17 protein-coding genes are annotated in these 19117 nt (G+C 65.7%); 5 read left to right on the forward strand and 12 right to left on the reverse strand.

All coding sequences use genetic code 11. The features are described 5' to 3' along the window. Positions 1–711: 711 nt before the first annotated feature. The 5 genes from RM463_RS17075 to dksA form a co-directional block, all read right to left on the reverse strand. Positions 712–2115: a sigma-54 dependent transcriptional regulator gene (locus RM463_RS17075; RefSeq protein WP_195688493.1), complete on the reverse strand. Its 1404-nt coding sequence runs from the start codon at positions 2113–2115 to the stop codon at positions 712–714. Next, positions 2112–5048: an ATP-binding protein gene (locus tag RM463_RS17080; protein ID WP_195688492.1), complete on the reverse strand. Its 2937-nt coding sequence runs from the start codon at positions 5046–5048 to the stop codon at positions 2112–2114. The genes RM463_RS17075 and RM463_RS17080 overlap by 4 nt, the downstream gene beginning before the upstream one ends. 89 nt (positions 5049–5137) lie before the next feature. After that, positions 5138–5314 (reverse strand): hypothetical protein, encoded by a 177-nt coding sequence (locus RM463_RS17085; protein ID WP_195688491.1) that lies wholly within the window; start codon positions 5312–5314, stop codon positions 5138–5140. A gap of 16 nt (positions 5315–5330) precedes the next feature. After that, positions 5331–6233, reverse strand: a complete 903-nt coding sequence (gluQRS, locus tag RM463_RS17090) for a tRNA glutamyl-Q(34) synthetase GluQRS (protein ID WP_195688490.1) — start codon at positions 6231–6233, stop codon at positions 5331–5333. Positions 6234–6317: 84 nt separating this feature from the next. Continuing rightward, on the reverse strand, positions 6318–6755 hold the full coding sequence (gene dksA / locus RM463_RS17095; RefSeq protein ID WP_311430732.1) for an RNA polymerase-binding protein DksA: 438 nt from the start codon (positions 6753–6755) through the stop codon (positions 6318–6320). A 253-nt stretch (positions 6756–7008) separates the two neighbouring features. On the opposite strand from dksA, the gene RM463_RS17100 reads away from it, so the two are divergent. After that, a complete protein-coding gene (locus tag RM463_RS17100; RefSeq protein WP_195688489.1) occupies positions 7009–8169 on the forward strand; it encodes a pyridoxal phosphate-dependent aminotransferase in 1161 nt (386 codons plus the stop codon). A 9-nt stretch (positions 8170–8178) separates the two neighbouring features. Further along, positions 8179–8937: a DNA/RNA nuclease SfsA gene (gene sfsA, locus RM463_RS17105; RefSeq protein WP_195688488.1), complete on the forward strand. Its 759-nt coding sequence runs from the start codon at positions 8179–8181 to the stop codon at positions 8935–8937. Between the two features lie 42 nt (positions 8938–8979). On the opposite strand, the gene RM463_RS17110 is transcribed toward sfsA, so the two are convergent. The 6 genes from RM463_RS17110 to RM463_RS17135 all read right to left on the reverse strand — a co-directional run bounded on the left by RM463_RS17110 (position 8980) and on the right by RM463_RS17135 (position 13537). Then, positions 8980–9435, reverse strand: a complete 456-nt coding sequence (locus RM463_RS17110; protein WP_195688487.1) for a DUF4426 domain-containing protein — start codon at positions 9433–9435, stop codon at positions 8980–8982. Between the two features lie 56 nt (positions 9436–9491). After that, positions 9492–10088: a methionine biosynthesis protein MetW gene (gene metW / locus RM463_RS17115; protein WP_195688486.1), complete on the reverse strand. Its 597-nt coding sequence runs from the start codon at positions 10086–10088 to the stop codon at positions 9492–9494. After that, positions 10085–11242: a homoserine O-acetyltransferase gene (locus RM463_RS17120; protein ID WP_195688485.1), complete on the reverse strand. Its 1158-nt coding sequence runs from the start codon at positions 11240–11242 to the stop codon at positions 10085–10087. The genes metW and RM463_RS17120 overlap by 4 nt, the downstream gene beginning before the upstream one ends. Positions 11243–11284: 42 nt before the next feature. Continuing rightward, positions 11285–11878 carry a YggT family protein gene (locus RM463_RS17125; RefSeq protein WP_311430733.1) on the reverse strand — a complete coding sequence of 198 codons (594 nt, stop codon included), beginning with the start codon at positions 11876–11878 and terminating at the stop codon, positions 11285–11287. A gap of 52 nt (positions 11879–11930) precedes the next feature. Next, the gene (gene proC, locus RM463_RS17130) at positions 11931–12755 is read right to left on the reverse strand and encodes a pyrroline-5-carboxylate reductase (protein ID WP_195688483.1); all 825 of its coding nucleotides are present in this window, start codon (positions 12753–12755) and stop codon (positions 11931–11933) included. 74 nt (positions 12756–12829) lie between these two features. Next, complete coding sequence (locus tag RM463_RS17135) at positions 12830–13537, reverse strand: YggS family pyridoxal phosphate-dependent enzyme (RefSeq protein WP_195688482.1); 708 nt, start codon at positions 13535–13537, stop codon at positions 12830–12832. 80 nt (positions 13538–13617) lie between these two features. Between RM463_RS17135 and RM463_RS17140 the strand changes: the two genes are divergently transcribed. Both RM463_RS17140 and RM463_RS17145 read left to right on the forward strand, forming a co-directional pair. Further along, positions 13618–14646, forward strand: coding sequence for a type IV pilus twitching motility protein PilT (locus RM463_RS17140; RefSeq protein ID WP_311430734.1), 1029 nt, complete (start codon positions 13618–13620; stop codon positions 14644–14646). A 56-nt stretch (positions 14647–14702) separates the two neighbouring features. Next, a complete protein-coding gene (locus RM463_RS17145; protein ID WP_195688480.1) occupies positions 14703–15848 on the forward strand; it encodes a PilT/PilU family type 4a pilus ATPase in 1146 nt (381 codons plus the stop codon). A gap of 22 nt (positions 15849–15870) precedes the next feature. On the opposite strand, the gene RM463_RS17150 is transcribed toward RM463_RS17145, so the two are convergent. Beyond that, the gene (locus RM463_RS17150; RefSeq protein ID WP_195688479.1) at positions 15871–17010 is read right to left on the reverse strand and encodes an anhydro-N-acetylmuramic acid kinase; all 1140 of its coding nucleotides are present in this window, start codon (positions 17008–17010) and stop codon (positions 15871–15873) included. A 114-nt stretch (positions 17011–17124) separates the two neighbouring features. Between RM463_RS17150 and tyrS the strand changes: the two genes are divergently transcribed. After that, positions 17125–18324 (forward strand): tyrosine--tRNA ligase, encoded by a 1200-nt coding sequence (gene tyrS, locus RM463_RS17155; protein WP_195688478.1) that lies wholly within the window; start codon positions 17125–17127, stop codon positions 18322–18324. Positions 18325–19117: the final 793 nt, after the last annotated feature.

Genomic DNA, 19117 nt, shown 5'->3' on the forward strand with positions numbered 1-19117 from the left:
TCGTGATGGCACATCGCCTTGAATACGCACCACAGTCACCAAGGAGTTCAGGCAAGCAGTGTTGTTGTCCTTGTTGGCGCTCCCGGTGGAGACCGCCTCGTATTCAAAACAATAATCCAACCACGACGGCAGTGAGTCTGCCTTCCCCCGGCGTGTTGGTGTTGTTTCCGGGGGTGCGCCTCGCGGGCCCGTTGTTCTTGTTGTGGGCGGGGCTGGCGCGTCGCGTCCTGATTTTTTTCCGGTGCCTCGTATTTTGCTGTTGTTGTTAGGCTCGAGGGGCCGGGCACGTCACTCTGTTGTTCTTGTTGATGTCGTGCCTGTAGCGGCACTGGCCCACGCCTCTTGGCATTGTTGTGGTGGGCCTGTGTCATCCGGGCTGCGCTGTTGTTGTTGTGGCCGTTTGTTGTGGCGGGCAGCGGATGACGCCGGAACTTGTTTTTCTTGCCCTGTATATTGCAGATGGCATGCCATTATCTTTTTATCGTCATAAAACCAAGATGTTACATGGGTGTCATCAAGTGGAGGCTTCTGCGGAGGGGCTGAGTGTTACCCCGATGGTGCAGTAATCGGGCATGTTCTGTGTGGGACGGTAACAAATGGTGCGTGGGGAGTGCGGACGCGCGGCTCGGTGTGCCAATTTCGGGCCGGAGGCCGGTCTTGCACCTTGGTCGAAGAGGGCTCGGGGTCAGGGGCGACTGGCCCTGGCGAGAGTCAGTCGGTCTTGCGGCGGGAGCTCTTCTTGCGCGGGATGCCGAGGCGCTGTCGGCGCTCCCATAGCGACTTGCGGCTGATGCCGAGCTTCTGGGCCAGTTCGGTCTCGCTCATATGGTCCTGGTTCTCCAGCACGAAGTGCTGGAAATAGTCCTCCAGGGAGAGGTCATCCACGGGGGCGCTATCGACGCTATCCGCCTTTTCGGGGGCGGGGGCTTGCTGAGTGGGGGCGGCGCGCCGCGACAGCGGGGGGGCACCGGAGGCCGCGGTGAGGCCCAGGTCGTCGGGGTGAATCAGGTGGCCCTCGGCCAGGATCACGCCACGTTCCAGGGCATTCTCCAGCTCGCGAACGTTGCCGGGCCAGGGGTAGTGGCGGATCTCGTCGCGGGCGGCGCGGGAGAGGCGCAGCCCACCGCGATCATGGCGCCGACAGGCCTTTTCCAGCAGGGCGTCGGCGATCAGCAGCACATCGTCCTCCCGCTCGCGGAGGGGCGGCAGGTCGATCTGCATGACATTGAGGCGGTAGTAGAGGTCGAGGCGGAACTCGCCGGTCTTCGACAGGGCCTGGAGGTCGCGGTGGGTGGCGGCGATCAGGCGCACATCGACGTGACGAGTCTCCACCGAGCCGATCTTGCGGATTTCGCCCTCCTGAAGCACTCGCAGCAGCCGTGCCTGGGCATCCAGAGGCAGCTCCCCGATCTCGTCGAGGAACAGGGTGCCACCGTCGGCGGCCTCTACCAGGCCGGTGCGTGCCGCACTGGCGCCGGTGAAGGCTCCCTTCTCGTGGCCGAACAGCTCCGACTCGATCAGCGTCTCGGGAATCGCCGCGCAGTTGACACAGATCAGCGGTGCCTGGGCTCGCTTGCTCTGCTGGTGCAGGGCGCGGGCCACCAGCTCCTTGCCGGTGCCGGACTCGCCCTGGACCAGCACGGTGACATCGGCCGGAGCGGTCTTGCTGATCCGTGCGTAGACCCGTTGCATCGCCTCGCAGTTGCCGATCATCGGCCGTGCCTGGCCGCCGGGGTCGGCGATATCGGGGGGAGTGGCTTGCAGGCTGCCCTGCTGGTGCAGCACACGGGCCACGGTCTCGAGCAGTTCATCGTGGTCGAAGGGCTTGGCCACGTAGTCCACGGCACCCAGCTTGAGGGCGTCCACGGCGGAGCGCATGCTGGCGTAGCTGGTCATGATCAGCACCGCTACCGGAGCGGCGCGGGTGATCAGTTCGGTGCCGGGCTCGCCTGGCAGGCGCAGGTCGCTGATCACCAGGTCGAAGCGTTGCGGATCCAGGGCCATGGCCTCGGCGACCGAGCCGGCCTCCTCGACTCGGTAGTCGTGGCGTTCGAGCAGGCGGCGCAGCGCACTGCGGATGATGGCTTCGTCTTCTACGATCAGGATCCGGCTCATCGGGGTCTCTCACCCTCCTTCTGGTGACGCGGCAGCCACAGGCTGATGCGAGTACCGCCCTCGCTTTCCGGCAGCGGTGACTCGACGTCCAGGGTGCCGTGATGTTCGGCAACGATGCTGTAGACCAGCGGCAGGCCGAGACCGGTGCCTTCGCCGGGGGGCTTGGTGGTCGTGAAGGGCTCGAAGAGGTGGTCGCGGACGCTGGGGTCGATGCCGGCGCCCTCGTCGGTGACACTGACCCTCACCCCCGAGCCTTCCGGGACGGTCTCGACGGTCACACTGTCTCCCGGTCCGCTGGCATCGCGAGCGTTGCCCAGCAGGTTGACCATCACCTGCAGCAGACGCTGGGCGTCGCCCTCCACGCACGCCTCCCGCGAACAGCGATTGTCGAAGCGCACATCCTCCCTCGAGCGGGCCAGGTGGATCAAGTGAATGGCTTCGTCGACCACCTCGGCAATGGCCACCGGGACGAGCTCGCGGCCGGCGAGGTGGCGGCCACCATGGGCGAAGCCCACCAGAGAGGAGACGATGCGCGAGACGCGATCGGTGAGCTGCTGGATCTGCTCGGTGGTCTCCACCACCTCGGGATCATCGGCCTCGAAGCGCAGGTTCTGTGCCAACGACGAGATACCGGTGATGGGGTTGCCGATCTCGTGGGCCACGCCGGCGGCCAGCTGTCCGATGGAGGCCAGCCGAGCGGCGTGGACCAGTTCATCCTCCAGCCATTTCATCTCGCTGTGATCCTCGATCAGGATCACCATGCCACCGGGCTCGCTGTGGCTGCCCTCCAGTGCGGCCTTGTGCAGGCTGAGATAGCGGGTGGTGCCGTCGAGAGTGACGGGGTGCTTGTAGAGCTGGCTTTCGGGCTCGGCGATGATGCGCCCCAGCAGCTCGTTCCAGGGAGCGGGCAGGCTCTCGCGCCTGGCGCCCACGACACCGCTGCCCTCGATGCCCGAGAGTCGGGCCAGCGCATCGTTCCACATCAGCAGCTCGCCATCCTCGCCGAAGGCGCATAGCCCCACGGGGAGTCGCGTGAGAGTGCGTCGATGGTAGCGGCGCAGGCCGTCGAGTTCCCGTGCCAGGCCGGTAAGCCGCGAGCGGTAGGCCTCCAGGCGACTCTCCACGAAGTGGATATCCTCGGTGGCGCCGGGGCCTCCCTGGCGGTAGGGCAGATAGCGGTCGACGATGTCCTGGGCCACCGAGGGACCCATCAGCCCGGAGAGGTTGGCCTGCAGGCGGTCGCGTAGCCGGCGCAGCGCGTAGGGACGGCCGTCAAGCGGTGAGAGGCCGAGATCATCCAGGGCGCGGTCGACCTCGCGCCGCGCCACCGACTCGCCCAGCGCACGGGCCAGGTGCGGCTTGAACTCTTCGCCGCTGGCGGCCTCCAGCGGCAAGCGCTTGGGACGGATCACCGCATCCACCGAACAGGCCTCGGCGGCGGCACGCTCCCCTTCGGATGTCGGGGTGGCCAGGGAGACCACGATAAGGACCATGGCGTTGCTTGCCAGGGAGACCAGGGTCACCGTGTACCAGGCCGGCTCGCCACTCAGCGCCTCGAGCCCGGGGGGAATGATCGCCAGGGCGGGGAGTCCGGTCAGCAGGGGCACCCATAGCCCGGAGAGCCATACACCCACCCCGACGATCAGCCCCGCTACCATGCCGCGCCGGTTGGCGCCCGGCCAGTAGAGCAGGGCCAGAAGTCCGGGGAGACACTGCGCCATGCCCACGAAGGCCGCGAGCCCCAGGCTGGTCAGGTCGTGGTGCACGCCGACGATGCGATAGAACAGCCAGCCGCCGAGCACCACCGCGGCAACCAGGCCGCGGCGCAGCCAACGTAGCCAGCGGTATAGGTCATGGTGGGCCTCAGGGGGGTGTGCCACCAGAAAGACATGGTTGGTCAGCATGCCCGACAGCGCCAGGGCGATCAGCAGGGTGGTGGCGCTGGTGGCGGCCAGCCCGGCGAGGAAGGCCAGGGCCTTCAGGGACAGGGACTCGGAGAGTCCGAACGCCAGGTAGCCGGTGTCGAAGGTGGCATCGAGCCCCAGGCGCTGGCCGGCCCACAGGATCAGCGGTACCGGTAGCGCCATCAACAGCAGGAACAGCGGCAGCGCCCAGCTGGCCTGCAGCAGGGTGTGGCGGGAGCGGGTCTCGGTAAAGACCAGATGGAAGATATGCGGCATCAGCAGGCCGGCGAAGAACAGCAGCAGCAGTGAGCGCCAGTGTGCCGGGTCGGTCTGGACCACACTGGACTGGAAGGCCTGGCCGGGGCCCTCGAGCCACGCCTGAACATCGGCGGGCCCATCGAAGATTGCGAACAGCGCGAAGCCACCGAGGCCCAGCATGGCAAGCAGCTTGATCAGCGAGGAGAGCGCCATCACGGCCAGCAGGCTGTCGTGTTGTCCGTCGATACGCTGGCGTCGCCCCACGAAGGTCATGTCGAACAGCGCCAGCAGCACACAGAAGACCAGCGCCAGCGTGGCCGGAGAAGCGGCGCCGGTCATCAGATAGATGGCGTTGCCCATGGTCTGCACCTGCAGGGCCAGCAGCGGTAGTACCGCCAGCAGGCTGACCAGGGTGATCAGGGTGCCGACCCAGCGCGAGCGATAGCGAAAGGCGAAGAGGTCGGCCAGCGAGGCCAGCTGATGGGTGCGTACCATGCGCTGGATCGGCACCAGCAGTACCGGGGCCAGCAGGAAGGCGCCGGCCATGCCCAGGTAGTAGGTCAGGTAGCCGTAACCGGAGGTGGCAGCCAGCTCCAGGCTGCCATAGATCGCCCAGGCACTGGCATAGACGCCCAGCGCCAGAACGTAGACGAGCGGGTGGCGGGTGACATGCGTGGAAATCCAGCCACGCTCCACGGCCAGTGCGCAGAGCCAGAGCAGCAGCAGGAAGCAGGCACCCACGCCGAGCATGCCGACCAGGCTAGCGTTCATCGAGCCTCCTCCTCTGCTCATGCTCCAGCGGCTCGGCGTCCGGCACGCCCCAGGTGATGCCAGCAGAGGTGATGCCCGGGGGTGCCAGACTAGCGCTCATCGAGCTTCCTCTTCTGCTCCAGCCACAGGGTCAGGGCGATCAGTACACCCCAGATGATGAAGGGACGGTACCAGGCCACGTCGGGAGTGGCCCAGCCGCTCATCATCAGCGGTGAGAGCAGGTAGCCGATAAACACCAGGAACAGCATCAGTCGATAGACGTACATGGCGCCTCCTTCTCCATCACGACGCCGTGACCCGATTGTCGGCGAGGGGCCGTTCGGCCCGGGGATGAATGCGCGCCACCGACCAGGCCTCCACGGCCCAGGCGAGCTGCTCGGTCACGGGGGCGGTGGCAAGTGTCTCCGGGGGCGCCTGGTCGAGCGCCTTCAGGGCGGCATGCAGCAGCGGGCGTACCGCGGCGTCCCGGGTGGGCAGCGCCGGGGCGAGGTTCTGCTTGGAAAGCTTCTGGCCACCTTCACCGATGATCAGCGGCAGATGCAGGTAACCGGGCGTGGCGGCACCCAGGGCGTGCTGCAGCTGGCGCTGCCAGGGGGTGTTGTCGAGCAGGTCGAAACCGCGTACGACGTTATTGATCTCTTGGTCGGCATCATCCACCACCACGGCGAGCTGGTAGGCCCACAGGCCATCCTTGCGCTTGAGTGCCACATCGCCGAGTCGGGCCGGGTCGAAGCGCTGTTCGCCAAACAGCCGGTCCTGCCATACCACCGGGCGCAGCCCCCGGTCGCTGCGCAGTCGCCAGGCCACCGGCTTGCCGGGGTCACGGACGCCGTGGCGGCACCAGCCGGGGTAGACGGGGTGGTCACGCCACTGCTTGCGCGAGCAGCTGCAGGGATAGGCGAGACCCTGATCGGTCAAGCGTTCGAGGGCGGCCTGATAGGCGTCATCACGGGCGTGCTGCCAGAGTACGGGACCGTCCCACTGCAGTCCAAAGGCCTCCAGCTGGCGCTGGATCTCGTCGGCGGCACCGGCCGGGCAGCGTGGCGGGTCGATATCCTCGATGCGCAATAGCCACTCGCCACCGGCCTGCCGAGCATCCAGGAAGCTGGCCAGGGCCGCAATCAGCGAGCCGAAGTGCAGTGCTCCCGAAGGAGTGGGGGCGAAGCGTCCGCGGTAGAGACTCATGCAGATTTCCAGGCGTCAGATGCGCAGACGGGCACCCTGGGGTGCCCGTCATGAAGGATCAGCCACAGCACCGGCATCGCCGGATCAGCCGCCCAGCTGCTTTTCCTTGAGCTCGGCCAGCGTCTTGCAGTCCACGCACAGGGTGGCCGTGGGACGGGCTTCCAGCCGGCGAATGCCGATCTCGACGCCGCAGGCCTCGCAGAAGCCGTAGTCGTCCTCGTCGATCATGTCGAGCGTCTCGTTGATCTTCTTGAGCAGCTTGCGCTCGCGGTCCCGGGTGCGCAGCTCCAGACTGAAGCCCTCCTCCTGGGTGGCGCGATCGGCCGGATCGACGTAGTTGTTTGCCTCCTCCTGCAGATGGCGCACGGTGCGGTCCACCTCTTCCATGAGATCCTGTTTCCAGCCCAGCAGGATCTGTCGGAAATGCTCCAGCTGCTTCTCGTTCATGTACTCCTCACCCGCCGCCGGTTCGTAGGGGGTGAACTTCTCGGGAGCTTCCGTTTTCTTGTCGGCTACTGGCATGGTGCTGCCTCCTGGCATGGTGCTGCCTCGTTACTGGTGTGACTGCTGATCGATACTCGCCGCCTGGCAAGATATCTCACGCCAAAGGCATGCTTGTTTAGCCGATAAACCCTATCTTTGCAAGCTCGACTGGGCATATGGCTGCGATCTTGCCACCAAAGTCGCTACACTAGGGCCCAGTGACACCACACTTTGACCGTGCCGTGGGAGGATTGACTCCCTGGCATGTTGGCCCAACGACAGGAGTCCTGCCATGGCCTGGAGCCCCCGAGTCGATCAGGTCGCCCCCTTTCGGGTGATGAGCCTGCTGGAAACTGCCCAGGCCCGCGAGGCGGCCGGCCATGATGTGATCCATCTGGAGGTCGGCGAGCCGGACTTCCCGACCCCCGAGCCGGTGGTCGCCGCCGGTCAGGCCGCCCTGGCGGCGGGTCACACCCGCTACACGCCGGCGGCTGGGTTACCAGCCCTGCGCGAGGCGATCGCCGGCCACTACGCGGACCATTTCGGTGCCGAGGTGGATCCGCGACGCATCCTGGTCACCCCCGGTGCTTCCGGCGCGCTGCTGCTGGCCAGCCAGCTGCTGGCCGGGCCCGGTGACCGGGTGCTGATGGCCGATCCCAACTATCCCTGCAACCGTCACTTCATGGCCCTGGCCGGGGCCGAGGTGGATGTCGTGCCGGTCGGGCCGGAGAGTGGCTGGCAGCTGGATGCCGGGCTGGTCGAGTCCCACTGGCAGGCGACAACGCGGTTGGCGATGCTGGCGACGCCCTCCAACCCTACCGGTCATATGCTGGATGCCGGCCAACTGGCAGCGGTGGCCGAGACCGTGGCCGGACGCGGCGGTCATCTGCTGGTGGACGAGATCTACCAGGGCCTCTGCTATGACCTCGAGCCCCTCTCGGTGGCCTCGATCACTCCCGATGCCTTCGTGGTCAACAGCTTCTCCAAGTACTTCGGCATGACCGGCTGGCGCCTGGGGTGGCTGCTGGCGCCCGAGGAGGCAGTCGAGCCGCTGACGCGGCTGGCCCAGAACGTCTTCCTGGCCGCCCCCACCCCGGCCCAGCATGCTGCCCTGGCCGCCTTCGCGCCCGACTGTCGCGCCATTCTCGAGGAGCGCCGAGTCGAGCTGGGACGCCGCCGGGATGCGTTGCTGGCCGGACTTTCGCGGCTCGACCTCACTCCCTCGCTGCCGCCCCAGGGGGCCTTCTACCTGTGGCTGGATATTTCCCGCTACAGCCACGATAGCCAGGCCTTCTGCCAGCGCCTGCTGGAGGAGGAGAATGTCGCCATCACGCCGGGAGTCGACTTCGCCGTGCAGGGCGGCGAACGGCATGTACGTATTGCCTTCACGACCGGCATCGAGCGCCTGGAGGAGGCGGTGAGCCGACTCGAACGCTTCGTGGCGCGCCAGTAGATGGCGAACATGGCGTATCCCGAGCTGGTGCCAGGCGTGCTGTTGCGCCGCTACAAACGCTTCCTGGCCGATGTGCTTCTCGACGATGGCCGCGAGGTGGTGGCTCACTGCCCCAATACCGGCTCCATGCGAGCGGTGAACATTCCGGGTTGCCGGGTATGGCTATCGCCCAGCGACAACCCGAAACGCAAGCTGGCCTGGACCTGGGAGCTGATCGAGCTGCCGCAGCCCGATGGCAGCCTGGCGATGGCCTCGGTGCAGACCGGGCGGGCCAACCGCATCGTCGAGGGGGCGCTGCGTGCCGGGCGGGTCCCGGCGCTCGCCGGGTATGCCGAATTGCGGCGCGAGGTTGCGGTTGCCACTCAGGGAGAGAAGGCCTCGCGGATCGACTTCCGGCTCGACGATCCCGAGCGTGGCACGGCCTTCGTGGAGGTCAAGCAGGTGACGCTCAGGGAGCCCGATGGGCACGGCTACTTTCCGGATGCGGTGAGCGAGCGGGGCAGAAAGCACCTGGAGGCACTGATGGGCCTGGCGCAGGCGGGGCAGCGTGCGGTGCTGCTGTTCTGCGTGGCCCACGAGGGGATCCCCGACGTGGCTCCCGCCGAGCACCTTGATCCCGCCTATGCGGCTACCCTGCGCGAGGCAGCGGCGAACGGCGTGGAGGTGCTGGCGCAGCGCTGCCGGGTGCAGCGGCGTGACGGGAGGCCGGTCGATATCCATCTGGATGTCGAACTGCCGGTGGCACTCGAGCGCCGCTATAGCGGCTGAGGAAGCGTCGAGAGTGCGGCGGCCGGCGCCGCACCCCGGTCGCTAACGGTCGATATAGAAGCGCTGGATAAACTGCAACTGGGCCGGTTCGGCGTTGCGGTCGTGGAACACCTCCAGGTCGAAGCGCATCGGCGCCCCGTCGTCGATACGAAACACCGCCACCTGAGAGGGGGTGTCGCCGATGCGCAGGGTGCGGAAGCTCAGCGGCCTGCCGTCGTCACTCTCGCCGATGCCGCCGACCCGACCATCGACCCTGGCGGGCACGTTGCGGGTGGTGCCGTCTTCACGCTCCTCGAGCACGCTGACGTTGAGCAGCGCCAGTGCCGGGCTGCGCTGGATCTGGTGTTCACGCGCCACTGCCTCGGGCAGGAAGCTGGTGCTCACCGCGCTGTAGTGAATCTGGACGTCGCCTATCTGCTCGAACTGCTGGGCGGCGGCGGTGCTGGCCAGCAGTGCCAGAGTGCCCGCGAGCAGGGCGGACAGGATGCCTCGCGTCATGCGCTGACTCCTCATGCGCTTACCCCTCTTGCCGTCATTCACTGGACCCTTCCTGGTCAGCCGCGGGCGACCCGGAAGATGGCGATCTCGCCGAACAGGTTGGGCCATAGCCGCGAGGTCCAGTGGCCCTCGTGGTCGCCAATGCCCACTGCTCGGTCGACGATGATCAGACCCTTGTCGCGGCAGAGTTGTTCAAAGTCGTTGAAGGTCGAGAGATGAATGTTGGGCGTGTCGTACCAGGCGTGAGGCAGCGACTTGGAGACCGGCATGTAGCCACGGATGCCCAGATGGACCCGGTGGCGCCAGTAGGCGAAATTGGGGAAGGTGATGATCGCCTCGCCGGCCACCCGCAGCATCTCGTCGAGGGCGAGATCGGGACGGCGCAGGGCCTGCAGGGCCTGGGTCATTACCACCAGGTCACAGGCACCATCATCGAAGTTGGCCAGCCCGTCGTCGAGGTTCTGCTCGATGACATTGACTCCCTTGGCGATGCAGGCGGTGATGCCCTCGGGGTCGATCTCCAGGCCGTAGCCGGTCACCCCCTTGCTGCGAGCGAGGGTCGCCAGCAGGGTGCCATCTCCGCAGGCCAGGTCGAGGATATGGGCGCCGGTCGGCACCCACTCATGGATCAGCTTGAGGTCCGGGCGATTCATGGGCGTTCCTCCAGCCCCAGGTCCCGAGCCACCCGCGACATGAAGGCGGCAAACACCGCCTGGTAGCGGGGCTCGGGCATCAGGAAGGCGTCGTGGCCGTGACTCGATTCGATGTTGGCGTAGCTGACCGGCTTGCCGGCGCGGATCAGGGCATCGACCAGCTCCCTGGAGCGCGAGGGCGGAAAGCGCCAGTCGGTGGTGAAGCTGGTTACCAGGAAGGGGCAGCGGGCCGGGGCGAGGGCGCGGGCCAGGTCACCGCCATGTGCCGCCGCCGGGTCGAAGTAGTCCAGCGCCTTGGTCATCAGCAGGTAGGTGTTGGCGTCGAAGGAGGTGGAGAAGGTGTCGCCCTGATAGCGCAGGTAGGACTCGACCTGGAACTCGACGCCGTAGCCGAAGTTGAAGTCATGGTTACGCAGGTCGCGACCGAACTTGTGGCCCATGGCATCTTCCGAGAGGTAGGTGATATGCCCCACCATGCGTGCCAGCTTGAGCCCGCGTCGGGGTATCGCCGAATGCTCGGCATACCAGCCGTCGTGGAACTCGGGATCGGAGCGGATGGCCTGGCGCGCCACCTCGTTGAAAGCGATGTTCTGGGCCGACAGCTTGGGCGTGGCGGCGATGACCGCGGCGCTGCCGACGCGCTCGGGGTAGCTCAGGGCCCACTGCAGTGCCTGCATCCCGCCCAGGCTACCGCCGATGACCGCGGCGAAGCGCGTGATCCCCAGGCGGTCGGCCAGGCGGGCCTGGCTGTGGACCCAGTCGCTCACGGTCACCATGGGGAACTCCGGCCCCCACAGGCGACCCGTCGCCGGATTGATGCTGTTGGGGCCGGTGCTGCCGTGGCAGCCGCCCAGGTTGTTGAGCGAGACCACGAAGAAACGCTCGGTGTCGATGGACTTGCCAGGACCGATATGCGCATCCCACCAGCCCGGCTTGCGCTCCTCGGCGTCGTGGTAGCCGGCGGCGTGGTGATGGCCGGAGAGCGCATGACAGATCAGCACGGCGTTGGAGCGCTCGGCGTTGAGGGTGCCGTAGGTCTCGTAGACGAGGTCGTAGGCCGGCAGTGTCATGCCGCAGGCCAGGTCCAGGGGGTCGTCGAAGTGCGCCGTCTGGGGCGTCACCAGGCCGACCGAGTCGCGTGCGATCTCGGGCATTGGTCCTTCCATGTCCAGTCGTTGCAGGGTTCGCCGCTCTCGTCAGAGGCCTACCAGGGCCCCGGCGATCCCGGCGGCTCGGGTTAGCGAGGCCACCACGATACCATCGATCAGGCTGATGGCGATGAAGACGAAGATCGGTGACAGGTCGATCATGCCCAGCGGCGGTATCACCTTTCGCACCGGTGCCATGATCGGCTCGAGCAGCTGCATCACCAGCAGGGCGCCCGGATGGCTGGCGTTGGGCGCCACCCAGCTGAGGATGATCATCACGATCAGGGCGAAGAAGTAGATCTTGAGAATGGCGTTGGCCAGCGCCGCCACGGCGCCGATGGCCACCCCCGCGATGGATGGCATGCCGAACCCGGCGATCTGCAGGATAAGCACGATGCCGACCGCCTTGATCACCAGGCCGCAGGCCAGGGTGGCCAGGTCGAAGCGGCCCATCACCGGTCCCAGAAAGCTCTGGAAGGGGCGCACCGCCGGTTGGGTGACCTTGACCACCGACTGGCTGATGGGGTTGAAGTAGTCGGCCCGGGATGCCTGCAGCAGAAAGCGCAGCATCAACAGGAAGATGTAGATATTGATCAGGGTGTTGACCAGCATCAGGCCGGCGCTGCCCAGTTGGCTGCCCATATGGGCCCTCCTTAGAATTGGCTTGAAGTTGGGTAGCGTGTCGACACGCCGCTCAGTTCTCGTCGAGTTCGTCGGCCATCTCGCGGGCGCGAGCCGAACAGGCGTCCATGGCCTCGGCCAGGGTGGTGCGCAGGCCGGCCTGCTCCAGGTGCTCGATGGCACGCTCAGTGGTGCCACCGGGTGACATCACGTTGCGCTTGAGCTCGGCCGGCGTCTTGTCGCTGGCCATGGCCATCTTCGCCGCACCATAGGCGGTCTGCATCGCCAGTCGGCGAGCGGTCTCGGCGGGAAGCCCCTGGCGGATGCCGGCCTCCTCCATGGCCTCGAACATCAGGAAGAAGTAGGCGGGCGCGCTGCCGGATACGGCGGTGACGGCGTCCAGCAGTGCCTCATCGTCTACCCACTCCACCAGCCCCACGGCCTCCATCAGCTCGCTGGCCAGCTGCCGTTGCGTCTCGTCGACCCTGGCATTGGCGTAGAGCCCGGCGGCACCGGCGCCGACCAGCGAGGGAGTGTTGGGCATGCAGCGTACCAGCGGCAGGTCATCGCCCAGCCAGCGCTCGAGGGTCGCGGCGGGCAGGCCGGCGGCGACCGAGACGATCAGCGGCCGACGCGCCTGAATGGCCTCGCCCAGTCCCTCGCATACCTGGCGCATGATCTGTGGCTTGACCGCCAGCACCACCACATCGGCATCGCTCACCGCCGCGGCGTTGTCGGTGGCGGTATTGATGCCGAGCCGCTCACGAAGAGGGGCCAGCATGGTGTCATCGGGAGAGGTGGCGGTGATATCGCCGGCGCGGAAGCCGCTATCGATCATGCCGCCGATGATGGCGCCGGCCATGTTGCCGGCGCCGATAAAGGTGATTCGGTTTGCCATGGGGAGGTCCTGTGCTATTCGGGATGGTGTGCTATTCGGGGTAGGTGGCCGCCGCCGGCGACCGCGGCATTGGGTCACTCATGTCGTTGTCTTGCTCCGAAGACGGCGGTACCCAGGCGTACCAGGGTGGCGCCCTCCATCACGGCGGCCTCCAGGTCGTCGCTCATGCCCATGGAGAGGGTGTCCAGCGGTGCCTCGGGGAAGCGCTCACGGAGCTCTTCAAGGGCCTCGCGTAGCCGGGCCAGGGGTGCACGCTGGGCCTCCATACCCTTGGCCGGAGCGGGGATCGCCATCAGTCCGCGCAGGCGGAGGCGCGGCATGGTCAGCACCGCCTCGGCCAGCGTGGGCAACTCGGCGAGACTCACTCCCGACTTGGAGGATTCGGCGCTGATATTGACCTGCAGGCAGATGCTCAGAGGGGCGAGTGACGCGGGACGTTGATCGTTCAGGCGCCGGGCAACCTTCTCACGGTCTACGCTATGGACCCAGGAAAAACGCTCGGCTACCTCTCGACTCTTGTTGGATTGCAGTGGGCCGATGAAATGCCACACGATACCCTCGAGCTCGGCGAGCTCGTCCTGTTTGCTCAGCGCCTCCTGGACGTAGTTCTCGCCGAAGTCGCGCTGGCCCAGGTGCCAGGCCTCACGAATCATCGCGGCGGGCTTGGTCTTGCTCACCGCCAGCAGGCGTGCATCGGCGACCGGGCGGCCGGCCGCCTTCAGGGCATCGGCCAGGCGTTGCCGTGCGGCGGCAAGGGATTCGGAGACGGCCGGCTCGGTCATGTCTCAAGCTCTGTCATACTGGACCTCACACATATTGGGCCTCACAACAAGACGCATCCTATCGGGAGCAGGGAAAACGCATGGATATTACCGAACTGCTGGCGTTCTCGGCAAAGCAGAACGCCTCGGACCTCCACCTGTCGGCCGGGTTGCCGCCGATGATTCGCGTGGATGGCGATATCCGGCGGCTCAATGTGCCGGCCATGGAAGATCGTGAAGTCCGCAAGCTGATCTACGACATCATGGCGGATCGCCAGCGTCGCGACTACGAGGAGTACTTCGAGACCGACTTCTCCTTCGAGGTGCCGGGTATCTCGCGCTTCCGTGTCAACGTCTTCAACCAGGCCCGTGGCGCGGGGGCGGTGTTCCGCACCATTCCCACCGAGGTACTGACGTTCGAGGATCTGGGGATGGGCCAGACATTCCGCCAGCTCTCCATGCTGCCACGCGGCCTGGTGCTGGTCACCGGCCCCACCGGCTCGGGCAAGAGCACCACCCTGGCGGCGATGATCGATTACATCAACGACCATCGCTACGAGCATATCCTCACCATCGAGGACCCGGTGGAGTTCGTCCACCGCAGCAAGCGCTGCCTGGTCAACCAGCGTGAGGTACACCGCGATACTCTCGGCTTTGCCCCGGCGCTGCGAAGTGCCCTGCGCGAGGACCCGGACATCATCCTGATCGGCGAGCTGCGTGACCTGGAAACCATTCGCCTGGCGCTGACCGCGGCCGAGACCGGTCACCTGGTGTTCGGCACCCTGCATACCACCTCCGCGGCCAAGACCATCGACCGGATCATCGATGTCTTTCCCGGTGACGAGAAGTCGATGGTGCGCTCGATGCTCTCGGAGTCGCTGCAGGCGGTGGTCTCCCAGACGCTGCTCAAGCGCATGAGCGGTGGTCGGGTGGCAGCCCATGAGATCCTGATTGCCACCTCGGCGGTGCGCAACCTGATTCGAGAGGACAAGGTGGCGCAGATCTACTCGGCCATCCAGACCGGTGGCAACCAGGGCATGCAGACCCTCGATGCCGCCATGGCCAAGCTGGTGGCGGACAACGTGGTGGCACGTGACGAGGCCCAAACCAAGGCCAAGGGCATCATCTGAACAGACAGTTGCGCAGAGCAGAAGAGAATAACGATACAGGTAGAGGGGGCGGGGATATGACGGCTCAAGAGTGGCTCAATCAGCTGCTGGATATCATGGTGCACAAGGACGCTTCGGACCTGCTGATCTCGGTGGGGGCCCCTCCCACTCTCAAGATGGCAGGGCGGCTCACGCCCCTGGGTGAGCAGAGACTCAGCGTTCAGCAGGTCAACGAGCTGGTCAATGTCACCATTCCGGAGTCGATGCAGGCCCGCTTCACGGCCGAGCGGGAGGCCAATTTTGCACTCAGCCGCAAGGGCAAGGGGCGTTTTCGAGTCAGTGCCTTTCAACAGCGCAACCAGAAGGCGATGGTGATCCGGCGCATCGGTTTCGATATTCCTCATCTGGAAGAGCTGTCGCTGCCCACCACTCTTGGTGATCTGGTCAACAACAAGCGGGGCCTGGTGTTCGTGGTGGGAGGGACCGGCACCGGCAAGTCGACCACCCTGGCATCGATGATCCAGCAGCGCAACGAGACGCTGGGCGGCCATATCATCAGCGTCGAGGACCCCATCGAGTACATACATCCGCACAAGAAGGCGATCATCAACCAGCGCGAGGTGGGAATCGACACCGAGTCCTTCGAGGTGGCATTGAAGAACACCCTGCGCCAGGCGCCGGATGTGATCCTGATCGGCGAGGTGCGTAGCCGCGAGACGATGGAGCATGCCCTGACCTTTGCCGAGACTGGTCACCTCTGTCTGGCCACCCTGCACGCCAACAATGCGAACCAGGCCCTCGATCGCATCATCAACTTCTTTCCCATCGAACGGCACGCCCAGATATGGCTCGACCTGTCGCTCAATCTGCGTGCCATCGTCGCTCAGCAACTGCTGCCCACACTGGATGGCGGGCGCTGCCCGGCCATCGAGATCATGCTCAACTCGCCGTTGATCGGTGACCTGGTGCGCAAGGGGGAGGTCTCCGAGATCAAGAACGTCATGGCCCGTTCACGGGACCTTGGCATGCAGACCTTCGATCAGGCGCTCTATGACCTCTACACGGCGGGTAGGGTTTCCGAGGAAGTGGCCATGGTGCATGCCGATTCGCCCAATGACCTGCGCATGATGATCAAGTTTGGCGGTGGTGCGGGCAGCAAGGGAGTCGATCAGGCCAAGGAGGCTGCCGCGTCACTCTCGCTGCGCAGCGAGGACGACTTCTGAGGCGCCTCCGCGTGGGGCGCTCCTAGGGGGCGAAGACGCCGCCCAGTACGCGAGGGCCTGTGGCCCCGGTCACACTGGGCAGGTTACCCGGCAGGCCCGCCAGGCGGCGCCAGGCCAGCCAGGCGAAGGCGCCGGCTTCCAGCCAGTCGGCGGGCCAGCCCCACTCGGCGCAGTCGCCCAGGGGCGTGTCGGGAAGGCGACGTGCCAGCCGACTCAGCAGGTCGCGATTATGGGCACCGCCGCCGCAGGGAATCAGCAGCGTCGGAGGCGGGGCAGCGAGGCGCTCCCGGGCCATCTCCACGGCCAGGGCGACGCTCGTTGCCGTCAGCTCGGCCAGCGTTGCCTGCACATCCTCGGGGCGCTCCCTGCCATTCAGGTGTTCTGCCAGCCAGTCGAGATGGAACAGTTCACGGCCGGTGCTGCGTGGCGGCGGCAGGTGAAAGAAGGGCTCTTCCAGCAGGGCTGCCAGCAGTGTGTCGTCAACCCGACCGGAGCCTGCCCAGGCGCCATCGGGGTCGAAGGCGCCGCCGCGATGGCGTGCGTGCCAGGCGTCCAGCAGGGCGTTGGCCGGCCCCGAGTCGAATCCCAGCGGCGCACGGCTGTCCGCCTCGGGTGGCAGCAGCGTCAGGTTGGCGAAGCCCCCCAGGTTAAGCACCAGCCGCCACTCGTCAGGGGCCCGGAACAGCGCCTGATGAAAGGCCGGCGCGAGGGGGGCGGCCTGGCCACTGGCCGCCAGGTCACGGCGACGGAAGTCGGCCACCACCGCGATGCCGGTAAGCTCGGCCAGCCGGCTGGGATTGTCGAGCTGCAGGGTGTAGGCGGGACCGCCGGCATGGCCATGCGGCGCATGCTCGATGGTCTGGCCATGACTGCCGATGGCTTCCACTCTCTCGTTCGGTACATGGCTGGCGGTCAGAAGTGCGGCCACGGCCTCTGCCTGAAGCTTGCAGAAGGCTTCCTCCGCCGCCGCAAGCTCGGCGAAGGCGACGTGGTCGGCGTGGCAGAGCTGCCATAACAGCGTGCGCAGTCGAGCCGGCATCGGTTCGGCATGGCTGGCCAGCAGCCTGGGCCGGCCGGCCGTTGGCTCGTCGTCGATCTCCACCAGGGCGGCATCTACGCCATCCAGGCTGGTGCCGGACATCAGGCCGATATAAAGAGTCATGGCGGTCCCTCGAGCAATATGGTGTCAGCGCGACGCATCGACACATGCTACCATTCTGCCCCATTCGATATGGCCCCGAGGGGTCGAGCAACCTGATACGTGGAGTGGGAGACGATGAGCGATGTGGCGAGCGCACTGGCGCTGCTGAAGCGGGGCACCCAGGAGATCCTGCTGGAAGAGGAGCTGGTCAAGAAGCTGGAGTCCGGGCGCAAGCTGCGCATCAAGGCGGGCTTCGACCCCACGGCACCCGACCTGCACCTGGGCCACAGCGTGCTGTTGACCAAGATGCGCCAGTTTCAGGACCTCGGCCATGAGGTCGTGTTCCTGATCGGTGACTTTACCGGCCGCATCGGCGACCCCTCCGGCAAGAACGTCACTCGCAAGCCTCTTACCGAGGAGGAGGTCAAGGCCAACGCCCAGACCTACAAGGAGCAGGTGTTCAAGATCCTCGACCCCGAGAAGACCGAGGTGCGCTTCAACTCCGAGTGGTTCACCGCCATGAGTGCCGCCGACATGATCGAGCTGGCCGGGCAGAGCACGGTGGCCCGCATGCTCGAACGCGACGATTTCGAGAAGCGCTACAAGAACGGCCAGTCGATCTCCATCCATGAGTTCCTCTACCCCCTGGTCCAGGGCTACGACTCCGTGGCCCTGAAGGCGGATATCGAGCTGGGCGGTACCGACCAGAAGTTCAACCTGCTGATGGGGCGCGAGATCCAGAAGCACTTCGACATGCAGCCGCAGGTGGTGATTACCATGCCGCTGCTCGAGGGGCTCGACGGCGTGCAGAAGATGTCGAAGTCGTTGGGCAACTACGTCGGGGTCGACGAGACGCCGGGGTCGATGTTCAACAAGCTGGTCTCCATGCCCGACAGCCTGATGTGGCGCTACTTCGAACTGCTCTCTCTCAAGCCCAACGAGGAGATCGAGGCGCTCAAGCGAGACGTGGAGGCCGGTGCCAACCCGCGTGATATCAAGATGGAGCTGGCGCGAGAGCTGATCGGCCGCTATCACGGTGACGAGGCCGCCGCCAACGCCCACCGTTCCGCGGGGAACCAGCTCGCCGATGGAGAGCTTCCCGAGGACCTTCCCGAGATCGAGGTGGACTTCGAGGGTAGCGCCCAGGCCCCGATCGCCACCGTGCTCAATCGCTCCGGACTGACCAAGAACAGTGCCCAGGCCAAGGACATGCTCGGTAATGGGCGCGTCAAGGTCGATGGCGAGGCCGTCGAACGTGATCATATGCTGGATACCGGGAAGAGCTATGTGATTCAGGCGGGCAAGAAGCGCTATGCCCGCGTGACGCTCAAGTAACGAAGGAGGGCCTGGTCGGCCACGGTCGACGAGGACGTTGCGCCCGCCGAGTGCGGGCGCCGCTGTTTCTGGCGGTTATCTCTCGCTTTTATCTCTTCACTTCTTTCGGCCTTCTTTTTTCAGCCCTCTTTCAGGCGACGACGTTAACCGAAGACTTCGCTCAGCCAGGATATCCACAAGGTGTTTCGATGAGGGGCTGTGGATGGGCTGGGTGCGAGCCGAGGCGCCGGCTTCGACCATTTATCAGGTCCCTGAAACTTTTTTACAGGAAGGCCTTGCGGACCCGCGGGGAAAGCCGTAAAGTACGCATCCGCTGCCGGCGACGGGCAAACGTTGCAGGCGGTGGAGGTGGCAGAAGTGACTGTTCTGCAATGGTTTTTTCGCAAAGCGTCGAGAAACACCGGTTGACAGTCGCGGCAGATTCGCTAGAATGTGCGCCACTCGTGACGGCGGCCTCAAGGCCTCCGCGGCGATCCTCTCGAAACGACCCTTCAAGGGTTGAGTGTCGAAAGGTGTCGGTCGCTCGCAAGGTTCCTCGGAATGCTTCGCCGGGTTGACAATGACAGCCAGTCACGTAGAATACGCCTTCCTCGCAGGGCGCTGGCGAGACCGCCGCTTCTTCGGTATGCAGTTCGGTACCAGGTGATAAAGCGACGGCTCGACAGTAAGCGAGACGCTCCGCTCTCAACGAGACGTGAGCCGCTCTTTAACAATCGATCAGGTAATTCATGTGGGCGCTTGTCGATGGCTCGGTGATCATGTCACAGAACCATCAAGGCAAGCGACTCGTCAT

Source organism: Halomonas sp. LES1, assembly GCF_031846005.1.
Taxonomy (GTDB): domain Bacteria; phylum Pseudomonadota; class Gammaproteobacteria; order Pseudomonadales; family Halomonadaceae; genus Halomonas.

Coding starts and splice junctions, on each gene's coding strand:
- RM463_RS17075 (WP_195688493.1), bottom strand. CDS start 2,115: ATGAGCCGGATCCTGATCGTAGAAGACGAAGCCATCATCCGCAGTGCG.
- RM463_RS17080 (WP_195688492.1), bottom strand. CDS start 5,048: ATGAACGCTAGCCTGGTCGGCATGCTCGGCGTGGGTGCCTGCTTCCTG.
- RM463_RS17085 (WP_195688491.1), bottom strand. CDS start 5,314: ATGTACGTCTATCGACTGATGCTGTTCCTGGTGTTTATCGGCTACCTG.
- gluQRS (WP_195688490.1), bottom strand. CDS start 6,233: ATGAGTCTCTACCGCGGACGCTTCGCCCCCACTCCTTCGGGAGCACTG.
- dksA (WP_311430732.1), bottom strand. CDS start 6,755: ATGCCAGTAGCCGACAAGAAAACGGAAGCTCCCGAGAAGTTCACCCCC.
- RM463_RS17100 (WP_195688489.1), top strand. CDS start 7,009: ATGGCCTGGAGCCCCCGAGTCGATCAGGTCGCCCCCTTTCGGGTGATG.
- sfsA (WP_195688488.1), top strand. CDS start 8,179: ATGGCGTATCCCGAGCTGGTGCCAGGCGTGCTGTTGCGCCGCTACAAA.
- RM463_RS17110 (WP_195688487.1), bottom strand. CDS start 9,435: ATGACGCGAGGCATCCTGTCCGCCCTGCTCGCGGGCACTCTGGCACTG.
- metW (WP_195688486.1), bottom strand. CDS start 10,088: ATGAATCGCCCGGACCTCAAGCTGATCCATGAGTGGGTGCCGACCGGC.
- RM463_RS17120 (WP_195688485.1), bottom strand. CDS start 11,242: ATGCCCGAGATCGCACGCGACTCGGTCGGCCTGGTGACGCCCCAGACG.
- RM463_RS17125 (WP_311430733.1), bottom strand. CDS start 11,878: ATGGGCAGCCAACTGGGCAGCGCCGGCCTGATGCTGGTCAACACCCTG.
- proC (WP_195688483.1), bottom strand. CDS start 12,755: ATGGCAAACCGAATCACCTTTATCGGCGCCGGCAACATGGCCGGCGCC.
- RM463_RS17135 (WP_195688482.1), bottom strand. CDS start 13,537: ATGACCGAGCCGGCCGTCTCCGAATCCCTTGCCGCCGCACGGCAACGC.
- RM463_RS17140 (WP_311430734.1), top strand. CDS start 13,618: ATGGATATTACCGAACTGCTGGCGTTCTCGGCAAAGCAGAACGCCTCG.
- RM463_RS17145 (WP_195688480.1), top strand. CDS start 14,703: ATGACGGCTCAAGAGTGGCTCAATCAGCTGCTGGATATCATGGTGCAC.
- RM463_RS17150 (WP_195688479.1), bottom strand. CDS start 17,010: ATGACTCTTTATATCGGCCTGATGTCCGGCACCAGCCTGGATGGCGTA.
- tyrS (WP_195688478.1), top strand. CDS start 17,125: ATGAGCGATGTGGCGAGCGCACTGGCGCTGCTGAAGCGGGGCACCCAG.